Source organism: Acaryochloris marina S15, from assembly GCF_018336915.1.
GTDB classification, from domain to species: Bacteria; Cyanobacteriota; Cyanobacteriia; order Thermosynechococcales; family Thermosynechococcaceae; genus Acaryochloris; species Acaryochloris marina_A.
The window spans coordinates 193,668-210,325 of the sequence record NZ_CP064927.1; the positions used below are offsets into that span (position 1 = coordinate 193,668).

A 16,658-nucleotide genomic window follows, 5' to 3' on the forward strand; every position below is an offset into this window, starting at 1 on the left:
TATGTACACCCAGCTCAAGACAGAATTAAACCCGATCACAGCCGAAGTCAGCGCAACCTCAAAGCTGTTTTGGCAAGACTATCTCAAGTCCAATCAAGCGATGGTCGAGATAACCTCAGAAACCAACATCAGAACCCTAAACAGCTTTGCCCTTGAAGTTTTCCATCGACTCTATTACTCTCCCGATCCTGAGTGGTTACCGGAAAAACCCGAGCATCAATGGGCTAGAGTGTTGCACAACCAGCTTTCTGAGTCAGAAGAGTTCCAGAATCTAACCCTGACCTGTGCGGGTGATCCATTAGGGGCAGCAATCGCCGCACAATCCATGATCACCAATCTGCACAGGCAGCTTAAGGTTGCCAGTGGTGATCAGGAAATTGACGAACTGGATACCCTGAGAGCTAAGGCCAAGCAAGCGAAGAGGGAGGGTGACGAGGAATTATTTCAGAAGCTCCAAGCCCAAGGGCAGGCCATGTCTGAAGCTGCCCAAGCCTTTGCTCAAAGACTAGAAGACCAGGAAGGGGAAGGCATTGGCGAAAGTGCTGAAGATGCTGAGGGGGAAGTACAGGAAAAAAAGACGAGTTGGAAGCTCTGGGGATTAGTTGGGGGAATGAATCGGGTGATCGCAATCCCACACCTACCGGGAGAAGCTAAAGCTTGCGGCTTTGATTGAGGAGAATCCCCAGCTTAAAAAGATTCTAGACCTCGCTGGTAATGCCTTAGAGACTGCCAACCGTAAACGCCGACAGCATCAAGCCGAGACGGGATACGGTGAACTGGTGGGGATTACCACGGGCAATGATGTCTCACAGATTTTGCCTCAAGAGTTGGGAAGGCTGTCAGATTCCAGGCAGAAACTGAGTTTTTATCGAGACTTTCTAGAAGGGCAGTTGTTCCAGAATGACTTGCAAGCCCCCGAGGAGAAGGGTAAAGGCCCGATGGTGATCTGCTTGGATTGCTCTGGATCGATGAAAGAGCGAGTAAGCCGAGATTTATGGTCAAAAGCTCTGATCGTGGCCTTGGTGAAATTGGCGAATGAACAGGATCGGGTGGTGTCAGTGGTTCGCTTTGAGTCTGTCTGCTTTGAGCCTATCGAGATTCATCCCAAAGAAGATATTGATCAGCTGATCCGATTACTGGTGACAAGTCCCACCAATGGCGGGACAGAGTTTCAAGCTCCACTGGAGAGAGCCAGGGAGATCATTGAGCAGGATGCTGATTACAGTGAGGCCGATATTGTTTTCATCACGGATGGGATTGCGCCCCTGAGTTCTGTGTTTCTAAAAGAGTACTCAGATTCCCTAGAGAAAATGAAAACTAATTTCTTCTTGTTGGAGATTGAACCAGAGTGGGGATGGTCAAACGCTCTCAAAGATTTGGCGAGTCAAGCTTGGGTAATTGACGTGGAGGGGAATTTTGATGAGCTGGGGGCTGTGTTTACGGCTTGTTAGTTAGTCACTAAAAAATACGGAGAAGAAATCTATGTCCTTTAAACTTCAACAAACCAAACAATGCAAAAATTGCCCATGGCGCGTAGACTCCGATCCCTACGCTATCAATGGATATAGCCTGCAAATGCATCAGGATCTAACGAGTACGATTGCCGATCCAGGGGTAATCACTTTTAGCAAAGAAATAAGGGCAATGGCTTGCCATAATTCTACAGATGAGCAGCAATTTCACTGTATCGGCTGGCTGGTTCATCAGCTCGGCGTGGGCAATAACATTGGCCTTAGAATGTACCTGCGGAATTGCGAAAATGCCAGTGAGATTGAAGTGTTTGGAGAACAGCATCAAAGATTAGAAGATACCTTGCCAAATGAAGAATGTGAGACTGAAATTGACTGGGATGATTAAGGGATGTCCAAAGAGCAAGATATAGATGCAAGAGCCGCACAAGTGGAAGCAATCATGCTGAAACTTGAGGAAGTTTTAGATCTAGATGATCCACGCCAAAATCGTCTCCACCAATGCATGGATGCGATCGCAAATCAATACATCGGTGGATCGATTGATAAATGCTGGGAAGTTCTTCAGCCATTGGATCAACAGATTGATATCGAACTTCTAGAGCATCAGTTAAAGCTTGATCAAAATCAGTAACGCACACTAGTAAAAACTTATCAATGAGACGATATTGATAAGAAATTGCTAGTATGCAACCCTTATAATCTAATATTAGTGGATTTATACTGATTACCTCGAAAAGGTTCCTAATAACCCTTGAAATTAGCGAGAAGGCATCTCGGTAAACGCCCGACCCCGTGATCGTTAGATCGGGCCGAAAAGCGGAAATTCCCGCAACGCCACAAAGCCAAACTGGAGAATTTTAACAATGAAATTAACTCAAATTAAGCAAGCTGTTATTGCTAACTTTGCACAACAGCACAATGTATCAGTGACCAACATAGCAGAGCTGAAGCAAGCTGCTAAACAGCTCTGGCCTGAGCAAACTTACAATTTCCGTAAAGCTCAGATCTGGCTAAACTTTGCCAAAGATCTGCAAGTTGATATCGTTGATTATATTGCCCCAACATCTAAGGATGAGCAAAAGTTGAGCGATCTTAAAGCTGAGGTTTGCCAGCATTACGAGGTCAAGGATACCAAGACACTCAAGGCCAAGCTGAAAAGCTGGGGAATTTCTCATGGCAAACTCAGCACTCGAAAGGCTTGGGAGGAGTTGCTAGAGGGATGCAAGGCCAGTCCGAAAGGGCAGGTTATTGAACTGCCAGCGGATCCGTTGGGTGTGGCAGCTTAGCCCTTGTCCGGTGCTGGTACCCTCCAAAAGTAACAGCACCGGACTTTTCTCTTGTTCATATTTTTTGGAGTTCACACCATGTCAAACAAGACTATCAGCGAAGTCAAAAGAGAGGGATTTTTCAGTATCTCCGAAGATCTGCAATACAGCCCCGGCGAAGGGGATCTCTTTTTGGAATATCAAGGCCCCGGTGGCTTCTGTCTCGGAAGCATCAGCAAAACCCTTCTTACTGGTGAGTGGACGGCCACTATTAACCTCGCTCTTGTGGAAGACGACGACATAAAAGCCCACGTCCACTCAGGCATAAGGTCTGACTGCATAGATAGGCTCTGGGCCATCAAAGATGCTGTTAGTTGGGTGTGCCAATGAATGCTCAAAAGACTGGGTGAATTAATAGGTGTGATGTTGTGGAGTTGGTATTGTTTTGCGATCGCACTGAGCGGCCTTCAGCCATCGCATTTCCCAATACCAGCCCTAAACCCCGTGTTATGTCGAGGTGTCGGTATCGAGATTTGAGATCGCATCCCTGCAGTACGACCCCCAATACTCAAAACGGCACATCATCAATAGTTAGCTCTGGAACTGAAGTACCACCGTCCTGACTCTTAAATTCTCGGCATTGCTCGGTTGGGTTACCCGTGCCACAACCGAAAGGGACAACCTCACAACAGTCTTAATGTTTGCCAATGTACTTTAATTGGGAACAGCATTGAAAAAGATGGAAGGCCGTTTGTTCAACTGCTTTTTCAATCTCTAGTGTTTCCTCTGGTGGATCATGATCAGGATTCAGATTCCACATGATTCCGTTATTTCGGATGGTGGCCCATACCTCTCCCTCGTTGCAAAATCTCGCAGTGTCTATATGGGCTGTTACTGTCTTTGATTCATAAATATTTCATGAGTGTGTGTCAATGACCCAAAAACTAGCAGAACTTTCAATCAGCTATATTCAATCGTTTAGTTTTGAGGATATGGGCTATACATTATGGATGACAGTAAGTACACCTCTTGTACAGAAAAAAATATGTTTTAAAGGTATTATTAATATCAATATTTCTAGAGATATATTAGATCTAGAGCCTGATGATATCAGTGTTTTTGAAGTTAATCATGAATTTAGAAAACCAACAATTGATGATTTCAAAGACTATCAGTTTCTAGCTGATAAAGACTTGAATTTCCCTAAACTCCATCTAGTCACTTTTCACGCCAGCATGATTATCACAATTCTTTGTAAGGAGGTAGAAGTAGGTCACCAATAGCAACGGCTCCAGTCTGGAGAAATCAGGGGATTGGCACAGGAATGATCCGATACTTGTTTAAGGATTTGCGAGAATCCGATCAGGTAAGACCGATTTGGTCAAACGCTAGGGTTAGCTCTGCAAGATTTTACCGGGAGCTAGGCTGGTGGGAAGCCTCCGAACAGTTTGAGAATGGGAACGCTGGGCTATCGGTGCAAATGTTAAGAAAAGACGCTCGCCGTTTGGCAGGTTTCGGGGGCTGGTGTTGAGTCGAAAATTGGTCTGTGATGATGCGAAAGTGGGCATCCCCGAAACGAGCAAGAGCTTAGCGAACCTCAGATGTCCATTAATTCTTTATACGCACAAGAATGAGCAATTTATAGAATTAGCTGCACAACTTTGAATCGCTACAAACTGAATTCAGAGAGTGATCTACTGATTTATAGGCAATGATACCCAAGAATGAGTTTTCAAGAGATGAATGCACTATTTCTGAGAGAAAAATAAATTCTTTAAGGAATTAGTTGCACTATTTTTGATAGTAGCTTCCTATCAATCAATCTACTGAATCTCAAATCAAGCTGAAGAACCACGTAAATTTGTAGTTTTTCCCAGATAATTTAGTGATATCTGCCGTAAATAAAGCCATGACTGAACCCCTTACCCTGACAGCCGCAGTAATTGCCAATCTCGCCTTTCAAGAGTTCCTAAAATCCAGCGCTGGTGAAGCAGCAAAACAGTTCACTGCTGAAGCAATAGCTAAGATGAGCGAGCTTCGTCAGAAGATTTGGGATAGGCTGCGGGGTAAACATGATGCGGCAGAACAAGCATTAACCCAAGCAAAGTCAGGTGATCAGAAAGCAATCGAAACCATTGCTACTCTGCTAGGTGTGGAAATGCTAGATGAAGCCTTTGCTGGAGAACTTCGACAGATAGCCCAAGAAATCAATATTCACATCAGCAAGGACACCAACACCCAAGTTCAAAATAACTACGGTGGAACCAACTTCCAAAACAGTATTTCAGGTGGAGAGGTTTTTCAAGGCGAGAACATCACCATCAATAAGACCACTTGACTAGAGTCGTCCGACTGGGACCGGACAAAGTTACATTCCCCTACCGATATACTCAACAATCTACCTCCAAGTGGCGCTGTTGCCTTCGTCGGTCGAGACTCCCAGATCAACCAACTGCATGAGCAACTGCAAAGTAACCAGCGAATCGCTATCACTGCACTTGAAGGGATGGGAGGGATTGGTAAAACTGAACTCGCTTGGGAATATGCTCAACGGTCCTTAATCCAAAATCTCTATTCGGGTGGAGTGTGTTGGTTGCGGTCGCGAGATCAAGAAATCACCACTCAGATTATTGATTTTTCTAAAAGCAATTTGGGAATGAAACCCCCAGATGATCTGGAAGTAGAGGCCCAGGTCAGTTTCATTTGGCAACGATGGCCCCAAGGGGAGGTTTTAATCGTTGTTGACGATGTGGTTGAGTATGAGCTTGTTGCCTCCTGTCTTCCTCTATCGAACCCACGGTTCAAAGTCCTGATCACCACTCGACTTGATTTTGGTGGATCTGTTCGCTCTCTTTGCCTGGAAGAACTCGATAATGAGAGCGCACTAACACTACTAGAAAAGCTGATTGGACAAAAACGGGTTCAGTCTCAATTAGAAGATGCAAAAACTTTGTGTGGTTGGGTCGGTAACCTGCCCCTTGGACTAGAGCTGCTAGGACGGTCATTAGCTAAAAAGCCAGATTGGTCTTTTCAAAAACTAATTGAGCGACTTGAATCCAAGCGACTTGAGGCTAAAGCCCTAACAGCAAGAGAATCAGGAATGACGGCTCAGTTAGGAGTAGCTGCTGCACTGGAGTTGAGCTGGGTAGAGCTAAGTGAGGTAGAGCAGGAACTCGCTTGTTTATTAGGGATGTTTGCAATTGCCCCTATTCCTTGGCATTTGGTTGAAGGATGTCTATCAGATCAGGATAAGGACGACTTAGAAGACATCAGAGATGAAGGTTTAATTGCTAGAAACTTACTCAAACGAGTAGAACAGAGTACCTACCAACTCCATCAAATTGTGCAGGAGTTCTTTCGGATTAAGTTGAATGAGCACACTGACAAAGGGGAATCCCTTAAAGCCGCTTATTGCACAGCAATGGTTGGTGTTGCTCAGAGTATTAATGACAGTCCAACACTTGATGTGATTGCAGGGATGAGAGCCAGCATTCCCCATCTGGAGGAACTAACCAGACAGTGGATTGACCAACTCAGTGATGATGATTTGACATGGCCCTATATCGGTATTGGTCGATTTTATGGAGGGCAAGGAAACTATGGCTTAGCTTTACCTTGGTATCAAAAATGCCTGGAACAGACTCAACAAAGATTAGGCAACGAACACCCTGATGTCGCTCTTAGCCTCAATAACCTGGCAGAACTCTACAGAAACCAAGGACGGCACACCGAAGCCGAACCCCTCCATGTCCAAGTCCTACAAATGTACCAGAAGCTCTTGGGCAACGAACACCCCTCTGTCGCGACTAGCCTCAATAACCTGGCAGGACTCTACGACAACCAAGGACGGTATACCGAAGCCGAACCCCTCCATGTCCAAGCCCTACAGATGTACCAGAAGCTCTTGGGCAACGAACACCCCTCTGTCGCGACTAGCCTCAATAACCTGGCAGCACTCTACTACAACCAAGGACGGTACACCGAAGCCGAACCCCTCTTGGTCCAAGTCCTACAAATGACACAGAAGCTCTTAAGCAACGAACACCCCGATGTCGCGAGTAGCCTCAATAACCTGGCCTTACTCTACGACAACCAAGGACGGTACACCGAAGCCGAACCCCTCTATGTCCAAGCCCTACAGATGTACCAGAAGCTCTTGGGCACCGAACACCCCTCTGTCGCGACTATCCTCAATAACCTGGCAGAACTCTACAGAAACCAAGGACGGTATACCGAAGCCGAACCCCTCTTGGTCCAAGCCCTACAGATGTACCAGAAGCTCTTGGGCAACGAACACCCCTCTGTCGCGAGTAGCCTCAATAACCTGGCAGGACTCTACGACAACCAAGGACGGTATACCGAAGCCGAACCCCTCTTGGTCCAAGCCCTACAGATGAGACAGAAGCTCTTGGGCAACGAACACCCCTCTGTCGCGAGTAGCCTCAATGACCTGGCCTTACTCTACGACAACCAAGGACGGTACACCGAAGCCGAATCCCTCTTGGTCCAAGCCCTAGAGATGACACAGAAGCTCTTGGGCAACGAACACCCCTCTGTCGCGAGTAGCCTCAATAACCTGGCAGGACTCTACTACAACCAAGGACGGTACACCGAAGCCGAACCCCTCTTGGTCCAAGCTCTACAGATGAGACAGAAGCTCTTGGGCAACGAACACCCCTCTGTCGCGAGTAGCCTCAATGACCTGGCCTTACTCTACAAAAACCAAGGACGGTACACCGAAGCCGAATCCCTCTTGGTCCAAGCCCTACAGATGACACAGAAGCTCTTGGGCAACGAACACCCCTCTGTCGCGACTAGCCTCAATAACCTGGCAGCACTCTACTACAACCAAGGACGGTACACCGAAGCCGAACCCCTCTTGGTCCAAGCCCTACAGATGAGACAGAAGCTCTTGGGCAACGAACACCCCAATACAGTCACATTGAAGCAAAATTTAGATACTTTGCGTCAACAAATGAAAGATTAAATTAAAAAAAGAAAAGACGCTAGCCACTGGGCATGTTCCGGGGGCTGGTGTTGAGTCGAAAATTGGTCTGTGATGATGCGAGAGTGGGCACCCCCGAAACGAGCAAGAGCTTAGCGAACCTCAGATCGGCAATGTCGCCATCCCAAAGCCATGCCTTTGCTCTGCTCCCTGCCTTTATTTGGGGATGCTGCATTATTGGAGTTTTTGGGATGGGTGCGATTTTTGGGGATGGTATCAGGGTTGCGATGGTCTCCGACCGGCCTTCGGCCATCGCAATCCCTAACTCAGCAGCCCTTCTTTTTCTGCGGCCTCTCGCGTGACCTTCCTTAGCCACGCTCTAAGTTCTCCTCTTTCAGAATACTTCTCTTCTAAGGCTTTATATACTTCTTCTTCCAGACGAATACTAATTGACTTGGAAAGCTTACCCGTTGAATCATCAGCTCTGGGCAACGGCTTCAAGTGGTCAAATGTGGGGTTCGGATTTCTAGGCATATCCAATTCATAAAATACACAGAATCAGATTAGCATAAATAAGAAAAAATAAGCTTGAGTTCAAGCATATTTGATTCTAAAAGAGAATATGGGGAAAAGTTAGGTAATACAGAATCCATAGAGATTTCAATAGTGTAAACTAGTGTAAATACTAAGCTTATACGCTTGAACTCAAGCATATAGATGATACAATGGTTACATACAAACAAAGGCACCGCCCCCGACTGCGAATCTGAAGCGATGCCCGAGTTAAAACCACAATCAGAGGCAATAACTATGCTTACTTTAGCCGAAACATCGATTTTTACGCTTCATCTTCAGTTCAACAATCCCAACCTGTTCGCCGCAATGGAAGATTGCGAAGATTCACAGGATCTAGTCGAAGAAGTTGCTAGCGATGGCGAGGCCCCTTCCTGCACTCTTCTAGGCCGCATGGGCCGCATTGATGGGGTGGCTGTGGGTTATCTCTCAGATGGCACCCCGTTAAGAATCGAATAGTCTCTCTGGGGCATCTCTGCCCCGCTCCTTTCGCTCCATCTAAACCCACTCGCTACACAGGGAATGAATATTATGACCACTCAAGCCAAACGTGAAAAGGCCCAAGCCAAACAACAAGCAGCACTCGAAAAACTAGAGCAAGGAATTCTGAATATTGCAACTGAGGCCGATTGGCGACAATATCTAGACTTTCATTCCAAGTTTTACAACTACTCCGCTAAAAATACGATGCTGATTTACGGCCAATGCCCAGACGCTAGCCATGTGGCAGGCTACAAAGCTTGGCAGAAGCACGGGAGACAAGTTCGCAAAGGGGAGAAAGGGATCGTAATCCTCGCTCCCTGCAAGAAGAAAGTCGAGGATGAAAAAACAGGGGATAAAGCTTGGCAAATCTTTGGCTTTAAGACTGCAAGCGTTTTTGATGTTAGCCAAACCGATGGCGAAGAATTACAGGAAACAGATGTCAAGGCTCAGACCACTGAGGCCGAGCTATACCGGAACCTCAAAGCCTTCGGGGAAGCTCAAGGGTTTACGGTGCTTGAGCAAGCCTATCCTGGGGCTTACGGGGTCTGTATCTACAAGCCCAGTGGCATAGAGATTCAGGTTGACCCACTGCTCAGTGTAGAGCTGAGAGCTAGCATTCTTGCCCATGAGCTAGGCCATGCCCTCATGCATAATGCGGCTGAGTATTGCGACCACACCCCCACATCCACTAAGGAGCTAGAAGCTGAGTCAGTCGCCTACTGCGTGACGCAATACTTTGGAGTTGCTGAGGATCAGAAGCGTTCCTTTGCTTACATCAACTGTTGGAACCGGGAAAGCGATCAGGCACTTGAGCAGTTCAAAGCGTCAATGAGTGTGATCGCAAAAACCGTTAAGGCGATTATTGAGGGAGTTGAAAGCGCTACCTCGAATGAATCCAAAGCTTTAGCAATTACCTAATCTGCTGGCCTGGGTGAGCCATTAATCACCCATAAAAAAACACAGATTCTAGAGAGAATTTAAGATTGTAAATCAGTGTAAATAGTGAGTCTATATGCTTGAACTCAAGCATATAAATGTTATAATACTTATATTGAAACGCAAAGACAAACCGATGACTTACTTCCCCGCAGCCACTACCCTCACCACTGTTAAAGTCGCCAAATATCGGGAAGCCTTGAGATTCGCTGAGTATGTTGCAAACCGCATTGAACATCCGTCTTGCCGTTGGGATGAAGTAATCCGTGAACGCAGCTCAAGCCTTCTATCTCTGTTTCGCGCCATGCGTGAACTACAGTCCATGAAGTGCCCCCGATCCTCACAGGATGATAAGAACCGCTACGCTTCCGTAATGGCTAAAGCCAATCGAATGATGGAGCAACACGGTGCAGAATATTTCGAGAGCCTTCATGGGCTTTCAACCACCCAAACTGACGAGGAAATCAATTGGAATTGGTTAGGGTCTTCTATGGCCGATGAGCTGACATACCTCAAAAGCCCCGCAGAATACCCCGCGCAATACGCCCGAGTAGTTGCTTCACTCAAGCCCAAGGCCAAGAAACAGCGACATTTACACGTTGTTTAGTGCGTGAATATTGCACATTGTACAATATACATATTATGATAGTGACATGATTAAAAGCTTTCGCCACAAAGGACTTAAGCGTTTTTTCGAGACTGGCTCAACTGCGGGCATCCAAGCAAAACACCAGGCGCGATTGAGGTTACAGCTACAAGTGTTAAATAGCATCTCGAATGTGCTAGAGCTTGATATTCCTGGGTTCTATCTCCATAAGTTAAAGCCAAGCTCTCGATGGTCGATTCGCGTTAGTGGCAACTGGAGACTCACCTTTGAATTCACTGATGGCGACGTTATTGTGCTTGATTACGAGGACTACCATTGATGTTGATGCATAACCCACCCCATCCCGGCGAGGTCATTCAGGGATTGTTTCTTGAACCGAATGAATGGACCCTGACCGATGTTGCTAATGCACTAGAGGTCAGCCCCGGTAATTTCTCAAGGCTGGTCAATGGCAAAATCGACCTTAGCTCTGACATGGCCGTGAGGCTGTCTAGGGTTTTGGGCCTGGAGCCGCTAACCTGGATGCGAATGCAGGCCGATCATGATGTTTGGAATGCACAACAAGATAATGACCATGCTGAGTTAAAGCGGTTGGCGGTTAAGGTTTAATGAACCAATGGAGACAGATTCAGCGACGCCCAACGAAAATGACGAAACAGAGAGCTAGGTAAATAATTCTATTGAATTTCATCATTAAAATAGATGTTTGCGGTAGTGCATATAACGCTATACGTATTAGGAGTTAAGGTAAATATTACCTGGGAGATATAGTATGGCTGAAGACTTATCCATCATAATTGAGGCCACTTCGGAGCAAGCATTTTTGGAAAAGTATAGTAATTTAACTTCTTTACTAAAAGATGAAAATATAAAGTTTGATTTAGTTGAAGATAATGTCGAATTCGGGCTTGAGAAAGAAGAATTATTGCTAATAGCTTTCAACTTTATAATTACTTCGGCTGCATCAGGACTAATATGGGATTTAGTAAAATCTCTCTCTTTTAAAATATTAGATAATATGCCCTACACACAAAGAAGAAATACAGAAATAAGATATAAAATCAATGATTCTGAAGGAGAGATTAAAATTATAAACAGATCAAAAGATTCTTTTACGATAAAATTTCCAGACGGCACCAAAATCACCTCTGAAAATGACACAACACATTAGATATCGAAGTCTAAGTTGGTGGTTCAAAGCGCTGACTTTTCAGGCTTATCGTATATTTGGTGTTAGACATTTTTTCAAGATGCTAGGACTTGTCCAGAAATATACTCCTGCTGATATTTTGATGCAATATGTATTGCAGGATGCAGAACTTTGCTATCATCAGCTGATCAAAAAATACCCTGAATATACTTGGACAAACAAATATGTCAAGAGAGGATTGAGTTACGTCATCCCAGAATTTAGTTTACTCACTTGTTATAATCATTTCAACTTATTTGCTTTTTGGTGTGATGATGCCATTATAAGTGACTGCAAAAAAATACTAAAACTTGGCCTCCCGATAAACACCTCAATTAGGCTTAAAAGTGGCGAAAGGCATACTATACTCTTAATTGGATACGATGAAGAGAGAAAACTATTTTATGCGCATGATCCATTAGGAGACTATTTTAGTAACTATAAAATCATGTACGGTGCGAACATTGAATTCCCTTTTTATAAAATCCTGAAAATCTCTACTGGTAACCCTTTAAGAATTCAACTTAGTTGTAATTCATATCAGTCAGAACTTGTAAGTGAAATATTGCACCTTAGAAAGTTATATAGTTGGCCTTAAGCCTTAGTTTTAGAAATGTTATTTATTTTACGGAGAATTGAATCAGGAAAAGGTGTATTCTCTACTATTTGTGATAAGAAAATAAGATCACTTCCAAACCTATAGCTTGGAAGTGATATATCTTGGCTAATTGGTCTAAAATGAGTGGAGATCGATTAATTGATGTCATGTTTATATAAATACCTTTTAAAGTAGAATTTTATTATTTATTAAATAGTTCAATGTGCTAAATATTTCGTCATTACTTCAAATTATTGTATTTTCATTTACAGTTATCGCATCCCTATGTACGTTCTTCGGATGGCTATGGCGGGAACAGCAAAGAAGGTCAAGCGCTCAGTTTACTATTGATTTACTATGGTCATCTGGCCCTTCAGATGGCTGGATATTGACTGATACTCTAGGACAAAGCCCCACGTGTATTCCAGGAAGTTATTACCCGAGATACCGCTATAGTCCTACACGCACTCAAAAATTTGTTAAGAGTGTGCTTAGGATTAAAGCTTGGTTTTATAAACTTGCATCCCGTTCTACTCCTTTTTTACAAAGACCCAAGAAGCACTTTTGGAATCTACATTATCCTGGTTTGGATCCAGCCTTCGATGTGTTATTTCAAAATACAACTAGAAGAGATTTAGTCATAACGAGTCTTGGTATTGAGATCTGTAGTGTTGCTCATGTAACACCATATATGGGAAGCCCACCAGCACGTAAGATTGAATGTCAAGCAAAATATAGATTGCGTATACCAGACATTAACCAGGAGATCCGTAACAGAGGTGTTTGGAGCGATGGCCGAGTCCTTGAAACGCAGCGTGTAAAATGTAAAGTTGCAGTAAAGCCTTTTAAAGACATGTTTGTTATTGAGCGTAATGGACTCTTTCGGTATGGGCTGTGGTTAGATGGTTATGTCAAGAATGTTCCAACAAATTCAATCATTCGTTTATGGCTTCAAAATAAGGAAGGATCAGTATTTTTGTCACCACATATTAGGCTGACTCACATTGGCTGCTTTGAAGATTAAAATCACCAAGCTGGTCTAATACCTATTCATCCTTACTTTAATCCTGGATTATTAGAATTACCTAGTCATTATTTCGGTTTTAATGGACAACACACCCCAAACAAATAGCTTTTAAAAACAAAATTACCTAGTTAATATAAATCCCCTGTAGAATCTGAGATTTCACAGCTTCAAAATCAGTCAATGGTATTTCATAGGAAGGATTGCAGAGCTTCTTTAGTAGCATGTCAAGCATTGGGTTATCGCTGTTATATTCCACCTCTGCCAGGGGATTAGGAGCCGAAAAATCATAAAGAAGCACCCTTGTTCTTTCGGGCCATTCTTTGATCAGAAAGCCCATGCCCTTTGCTTGATTGCTAAATAGCGACTCATTGAGAGGGCCATTGATTTCGCTTAGCACATCAGAGTAAGAGGCCAGCTCAAACCCGGAGAAATCACCGTTGATGATGGTGTTAGCGAGATTGAGCGATCCAAAAAGTCGATCCAGATTTACTGTCATGATTGTGCCTCAGTAGCTAAGTAATACAAAATCCATAGAGAATCTGAAAAATTGAAAGACTGGGTGAATTAATAGGTGTGATGTCGAGGGTTTGGTATTGAGTTGCGATGGTCTCCGACCGACCTAAGTCCTACGGACAGCAAGCAACGGCTATCGCATCCCTGCAGTACGAACCACAATACTCAAAACGGCACATCATCAATCGTTAGCTCTAGAACTGGAGTACCACCGTCCTCACGCTCAAATTCCCGGCATTGCTCAGATGGGTTACCCGTGCCACAGCCGAAGGGCACAACCGCGCAGCAGTCGTAATACTTGCCAATATATTTGCACCGGGAGCAGCAACGAAAGGGACGGAAAGGCGTTTGCTTATTTTCATCTGTCTCATCTGGTGGATCATAATCAGGGTCAAGACTCCAAACGATATGATGGTCTCGAATAGTGGGCCAGATCTTCCCCTCGTTGTAAAGCCGCTGCGTGTCAATGTGGACCGTTGCAGCCCTTGCTGGATGCTCCCACAGCCGAGTATCGGAGCAAATCTGGATAGCCCCCTGCAAAGCATCTATGGGGCTAGTCTCCGTACCCAAATCACTCAGCCTTGCAATTAGTGCGTATCTAGCTTGCTGTTCTTTTTCCCTTACTGTTGTAGCTTTAGTCTGTAATGGCCTGACCCGCTTTACTAGAGCCATATCCAGCGCTCCCACTCGTTGAGCGATTTCAGCTACATCTTTGGTGACGATGGCAAGCTTTTCATCAAACGAGGTATCCAGAATGGCATGGGTATGAACCTGCGGATCGTCAGCTCTGGCCTCTCGTCTGGCTTCAGAATTGCCAGTTGCACTGTTGGGCTTTTTATCTTCCAGGGGACAACCTTCGCGAGGGTCCAACAACCAGCACCCAACCACAGAAAAAGATATCGTAAATGGAATTGTAAGTGCCCAAAAGGACAAAGAAAGGTTTTCTCCTTCTTTTTTAGGTAAAGCGATGAGTCCTACCAAGGTTGAGAGTGCAATTACAACAAAACATGCAATTGCAAAACTCTCCCACTCCCAACCCGGAGATTCATCGTGGTTTTGAGTATTTGTCATCAGTTTTCTCCGATTGCACGGGTATTTAGAGAAAAATCAACAAGTCTAGTACCTCACTTGAGGAGCAAAATCCAGGCGATTATCCCTAAGACCCAACCAATGGGGCCTGCAAGGAGCAATAAGGGGGTAATCAGGATCAGAAGAACAATCAGACAACCTTTCATTAGTTTTTCTCCACAAAGTAGTTTTCTTCCAGCATTCGGGCAATGGTTTCAAGTTCTTGTTCTGGTTGGTCTAGAGTTACGCTCATAACTGAGCCTCCATAGTTAGGCAATACAGAATCCATATAGAAAATAAAAATTTAGAGCATTGGTATTGAGTAGATAGTTGGGGATTAAGTTAGGTAATACAGAACCCCTATAGAATTTGAAAGTTTGAAAGTTTGAAAGACTGGGTGAATTAATAGGTGTGATGTTGGGGATTGGTATCAAGTTGCGATCGCAAATCTCGCAATCCCCAATACCACCCCCGCAATCACTTCCCCGAAACCTGCTCAATGGGCGAAGTCACAGCCGCATTCTGCCCAACGCTCAGGTGATAGAGTAAGCCCCCAGCAGGTATGCCGATCACTAGACCAATTCCAATAAGCGCGATTTTGAACCATGTTCCTTCTCGTTTAATTTCCCTCTCAGTCCGCTTAATTCGCTGGAGCTTTTCAAGCTGACTGATTTCCTTGTCTTTGAGCTTTAAATCAACAATGCGCTGTTTGATGGCCTTCTCGTTTTCCGCAAGCAGGCCATCCATCCGGGCCGTTAGTTGCTGCTGGACAACAATGGCGTAGGGTTCTGTACTCCAGTGAGTTCTCCCTGCTTTTTTTCTGCTCCCTTGCCCTCCAAGCTTGCGGTCATCCGTGCCATAAATTCAGCCTTGAAATCGTCGGAAAGGAGTTCCTTAGCTAAGCCCTGGCGATACTTGGTCATAAACAGATTCTTCAGCCGTTCCTGTTCCTCATAGGCCAGGTCTGCAAACCCTTTGATTTGAGAGATGGTGACAACTATCGCAGCTTTGGCCTGCTCATCAATGAACCTCTCCATCTGGATCGACTCAGGATCTGACCCAGCCTCAATGACTGGGGGTGTATCCTCGACCACGGGCTGAGGAGGGATGATCGCCTCAGCGGGAGACACACAATCATTGACCTGTTCGCAAATCTCCTCAAACCGATCCCGGTAGTCAATCAGAAACCCATTCTCGGCTTGTATAGCGGCATAAATTTCATTGAATAGATTGTCATTCACTTGTAGTCTCTGGCCGATGCTGCGAAGGTAGGCATCAATATAGTCATACCCCTTCTCATCATGGAGAGTCTTCATCACGAGCAATGTTTCAGATTGCTCATCTGTGAACTCAGTCTGGTCTGTCCAGTTACAAGCTTCAAGAATCTCTTCTAGCTCAGCATCATCAACTTTCAGTAGGTCTAAGATTTCACTAGTAATCATCGTCAAATACTCCAATGGGTTTGCTGTAGTCAAACTCTTCATCTTCAACGGGTGGGGAAGAGTCTTCTTGTTGGGAGGATAGGCAAGATGCCTCTGGATCAGCAAATGATTCTGTGACTTTTTCTGGAATCTCATCACCACTCACATAAATTCGCGCTGATTCAAGATGCAATCTCGCCCGAGCCAAGGATTTCTCAATCAAGGTGTCAACCTCGCTTCTGGACGCACCCGATAGAGCCGCAGTCATAGGGGCCATCATGTATTCCAGCAAGTTAGCGGTTGCTGCTTTGATGTCCGTGCCATACAGCTCTTTCATCGTGTCAATCGTGGCTGCGAGTCGAGTGGTCGGCCTGGTGCTGAAATTGAGGTTCAAGGTTTTGCGATTACTCATACGGCCACCATTCCTTTAATCGTCAGATAAGCATCGGCCATTCTCAGGATCATGGGGTCTTTGTCCAACTGAGGGAATGTCTCAGCAATTTCTCTAGCGATTCCATCTAGGCAATTCAGTCGCCGACCATAGACCCCTTTGAGTTGTTT

General features: G+C 44.9%; 25 protein-coding genes. 18 read left to right on the forward strand and 7 right to left on the reverse strand.

Going from position 1 to position 16,658, the window contains the following annotated elements; translation table 11 throughout:
• Position 1: 1 nt before the first annotated feature.
• The 5 genes from I1H34_RS32660 (at position 2) to I1H34_RS31840 (ending at position 2,758) form a co-directional block, all read left to right on the forward strand.
• Positions 2-673, forward strand: a complete 672-nt coding sequence (locus tag I1H34_RS32660) for a hypothetical protein (protein ID WP_249370356.1) — start codon at positions 2-4, stop codon at positions 671-673.
• Positions 666-1,451, forward strand: a complete 786-nt coding sequence (locus I1H34_RS32665) for a vWA domain-containing protein (RefSeq protein ID WP_249370357.1) — start codon at positions 666-668, stop codon at positions 1,449-1,451. The genes I1H34_RS32660 and I1H34_RS32665 overlap by 8 nt, the downstream gene beginning before the upstream one ends.
• A 31-nt stretch (positions 1,452-1,482) precedes the next feature.
• On the forward strand, positions 1,483-1,857 hold the full coding sequence (locus I1H34_RS31830; protein ID WP_212667279.1) for a DUF6283 family protein: 375 nt from the start codon (positions 1,483-1,485) through the stop codon (positions 1,855-1,857).
• Between the two features lie 3 nt (positions 1,858-1,860).
• The gene (locus I1H34_RS31835) at positions 1,861-2,103 is read left to right on the forward strand and encodes a hypothetical protein (protein ID WP_212667280.1); all 243 of its coding nucleotides are present in this window, start codon (positions 1,861-1,863) and stop codon (positions 2,101-2,103) included.
• 232 nt (positions 2,104-2,335) lie between these two features.
• A complete protein-coding gene (locus I1H34_RS31840) occupies positions 2,336-2,758 on the forward strand; it encodes a hypothetical protein (RefSeq protein ID WP_212667281.1) in 423 nt (140 codons plus the stop codon).
• 81 nt (positions 2,759-2,839) lie between these two features.
• On the opposite strand, the gene I1H34_RS31845 is transcribed toward I1H34_RS31840, so the two are convergent.
• Positions 2,840-3,049, reverse strand: a complete 210-nt coding sequence (locus tag I1H34_RS31845; protein ID WP_212667282.1) for a hypothetical protein — start codon at positions 3,047-3,049, stop codon at positions 2,840-2,842.
• Between the two features lie 82 nt (positions 3,050-3,131).
• Positions 3,132-3,302: a hypothetical protein gene (locus I1H34_RS31850; protein WP_212667283.1), complete on the reverse strand. Its 171-nt coding sequence runs from the start codon at positions 3,300-3,302 to the stop codon at positions 3,132-3,134.
• Positions 3,303-3,669: 367 nt separating this feature from the next.
• On the opposite strand from I1H34_RS31850, the gene I1H34_RS31855 reads away from it, so the two are divergent.
• The 13 genes from I1H34_RS31855 to I1H34_RS31915 all read left to right on the forward strand — a co-directional run bounded on the left by I1H34_RS31855 (position 3,670) and on the right by I1H34_RS31915 (position 13,092).
• A complete protein-coding gene (locus tag I1H34_RS31855; RefSeq protein ID WP_212667284.1) occupies positions 3,670-4,020 on the forward strand; it encodes a hypothetical protein in 351 nt (116 codons plus the stop codon).
• 41 nt (positions 4,021-4,061) lie between these two features.
• On the forward strand, positions 4,062-4,268 hold the full coding sequence (locus tag I1H34_RS31860; protein WP_249370358.1) for a hypothetical protein: 207 nt from the start codon (positions 4,062-4,064) through the stop codon (positions 4,266-4,268).
• 378 nt (positions 4,269-4,646) lie between these two features.
• Entirely contained in the window at positions 4,647-5,075 is a 429-nt protein-coding gene (locus I1H34_RS31865; protein ID WP_212667285.1) for a hypothetical protein, read from the forward strand.
• Between the two features lie 48 nt (positions 5,076-5,123).
• A complete protein-coding gene (locus tag I1H34_RS31870; RefSeq protein WP_283250086.1) occupies positions 5,124-7,724 on the forward strand; it encodes a tetratricopeptide repeat protein in 2,601 nt (866 codons plus the stop codon).
• A 50-nt stretch (positions 7,725-7,774) separates the two neighbouring features.
• Positions 7,775-8,044, forward strand: coding sequence for a hypothetical protein (locus I1H34_RS31875; protein ID WP_212667287.1), 270 nt, complete (start codon positions 7,775-7,777; stop codon positions 8,042-8,044).
• Between the two features lie 448 nt (positions 8,045-8,492).
• Positions 8,493-8,714, forward strand: coding sequence for a hypothetical protein (locus I1H34_RS31880; RefSeq protein WP_212667288.1), 222 nt, complete (start codon positions 8,493-8,495; stop codon positions 8,712-8,714).
• Positions 8,715-8,786: 72 nt separating this feature from the next.
• A complete protein-coding gene (locus I1H34_RS31885; protein ID WP_212667289.1) occupies positions 8,787-9,656 on the forward strand; it encodes an ArdC-like ssDNA-binding domain-containing protein in 870 nt (289 codons plus the stop codon).
• Positions 9,657-9,810: 154 nt separating this feature from the next.
• Positions 9,811-10,281, forward strand: coding sequence for a hypothetical protein (locus I1H34_RS31890; RefSeq protein ID WP_212667290.1), 471 nt, complete (start codon positions 9,811-9,813; stop codon positions 10,279-10,281).
• Positions 10,282-10,327: 46 nt separating this feature from the next.
• Complete coding sequence (locus I1H34_RS31895) at positions 10,328-10,600, forward strand: type II toxin-antitoxin system RelE/ParE family toxin (protein ID WP_212667291.1); 273 nt, start codon at positions 10,328-10,330, stop codon at positions 10,598-10,600.
• On the forward strand, positions 10,600-10,890 hold the full coding sequence (locus I1H34_RS31900) for a HigA family addiction module antitoxin (protein WP_212667312.1): 291 nt from the start codon (positions 10,600-10,602) through the stop codon (positions 10,888-10,890). Before I1H34_RS31895 ends, I1H34_RS31900 begins: the two co-directional genes overlap by 1 nt.
• Before the next feature lie 163 nt (positions 10,891-11,053).
• A complete protein-coding gene (locus I1H34_RS31905) occupies positions 11,054-11,452 on the forward strand; it encodes a hypothetical protein (RefSeq protein ID WP_212667292.1) in 399 nt (132 codons plus the stop codon).
• A gap of 79 nt (positions 11,453-11,531) precedes the next feature.
• On the forward strand, positions 11,532-12,068 hold the full coding sequence (locus tag I1H34_RS31910; protein WP_212667293.1) for a hypothetical protein: 537 nt from the start codon (positions 11,532-11,534) through the stop codon (positions 12,066-12,068).
• A 586-nt stretch (positions 12,069-12,654) separates the two neighbouring features.
• Positions 12,655-13,092 carry a hypothetical protein gene (locus tag I1H34_RS31915; RefSeq protein ID WP_212667294.1) on the forward strand — a complete coding sequence of 146 codons (438 nt, stop codon included), beginning with the start codon at positions 12,655-12,657 and terminating at the stop codon, positions 13,090-13,092.
• Positions 13,093-13,219: 127 nt separating this feature from the next.
• Here the strand turns inward: I1H34_RS31915 and I1H34_RS31920 are convergent, their stop codons facing one another.
• The 5 genes from I1H34_RS31920 to I1H34_RS31940 form a co-directional block, all read right to left on the reverse strand.
• Entirely contained in the window at positions 13,220-13,591 is a 372-nt protein-coding gene (locus I1H34_RS31920; protein WP_212667295.1) for a hypothetical protein, read from the reverse strand.
• A gap of 182 nt (positions 13,592-13,773) precedes the next feature.
• Positions 13,774-14,679: a hypothetical protein gene (locus tag I1H34_RS31925; RefSeq protein WP_212667296.1), complete on the reverse strand. Its 906-nt coding sequence runs from the start codon at positions 14,677-14,679 to the stop codon at positions 13,774-13,776.
• Positions 14,680-15,153: 474 nt separating this feature from the next.
• Complete coding sequence (locus I1H34_RS31930) at positions 15,154-15,423, reverse strand: hypothetical protein (RefSeq protein WP_212667297.1); 270 nt, start codon at positions 15,421-15,423, stop codon at positions 15,154-15,156.
• Between the two features lie 8 nt (positions 15,424-15,431).
• Complete coding sequence (locus tag I1H34_RS31935) at positions 15,432-16,118, reverse strand: hypothetical protein (protein ID WP_212667298.1); 687 nt, start codon at positions 16,116-16,118, stop codon at positions 15,432-15,434.
• Positions 16,108-16,509, reverse strand: coding sequence for a hypothetical protein (locus I1H34_RS31940; protein ID WP_212667299.1), 402 nt, complete (start codon positions 16,507-16,509; stop codon positions 16,108-16,110). The genes I1H34_RS31935 and I1H34_RS31940 overlap by 11 nt, the downstream gene beginning before the upstream one ends.
• Positions 16,510-16,658 lie beyond the last annotated feature (149 nt).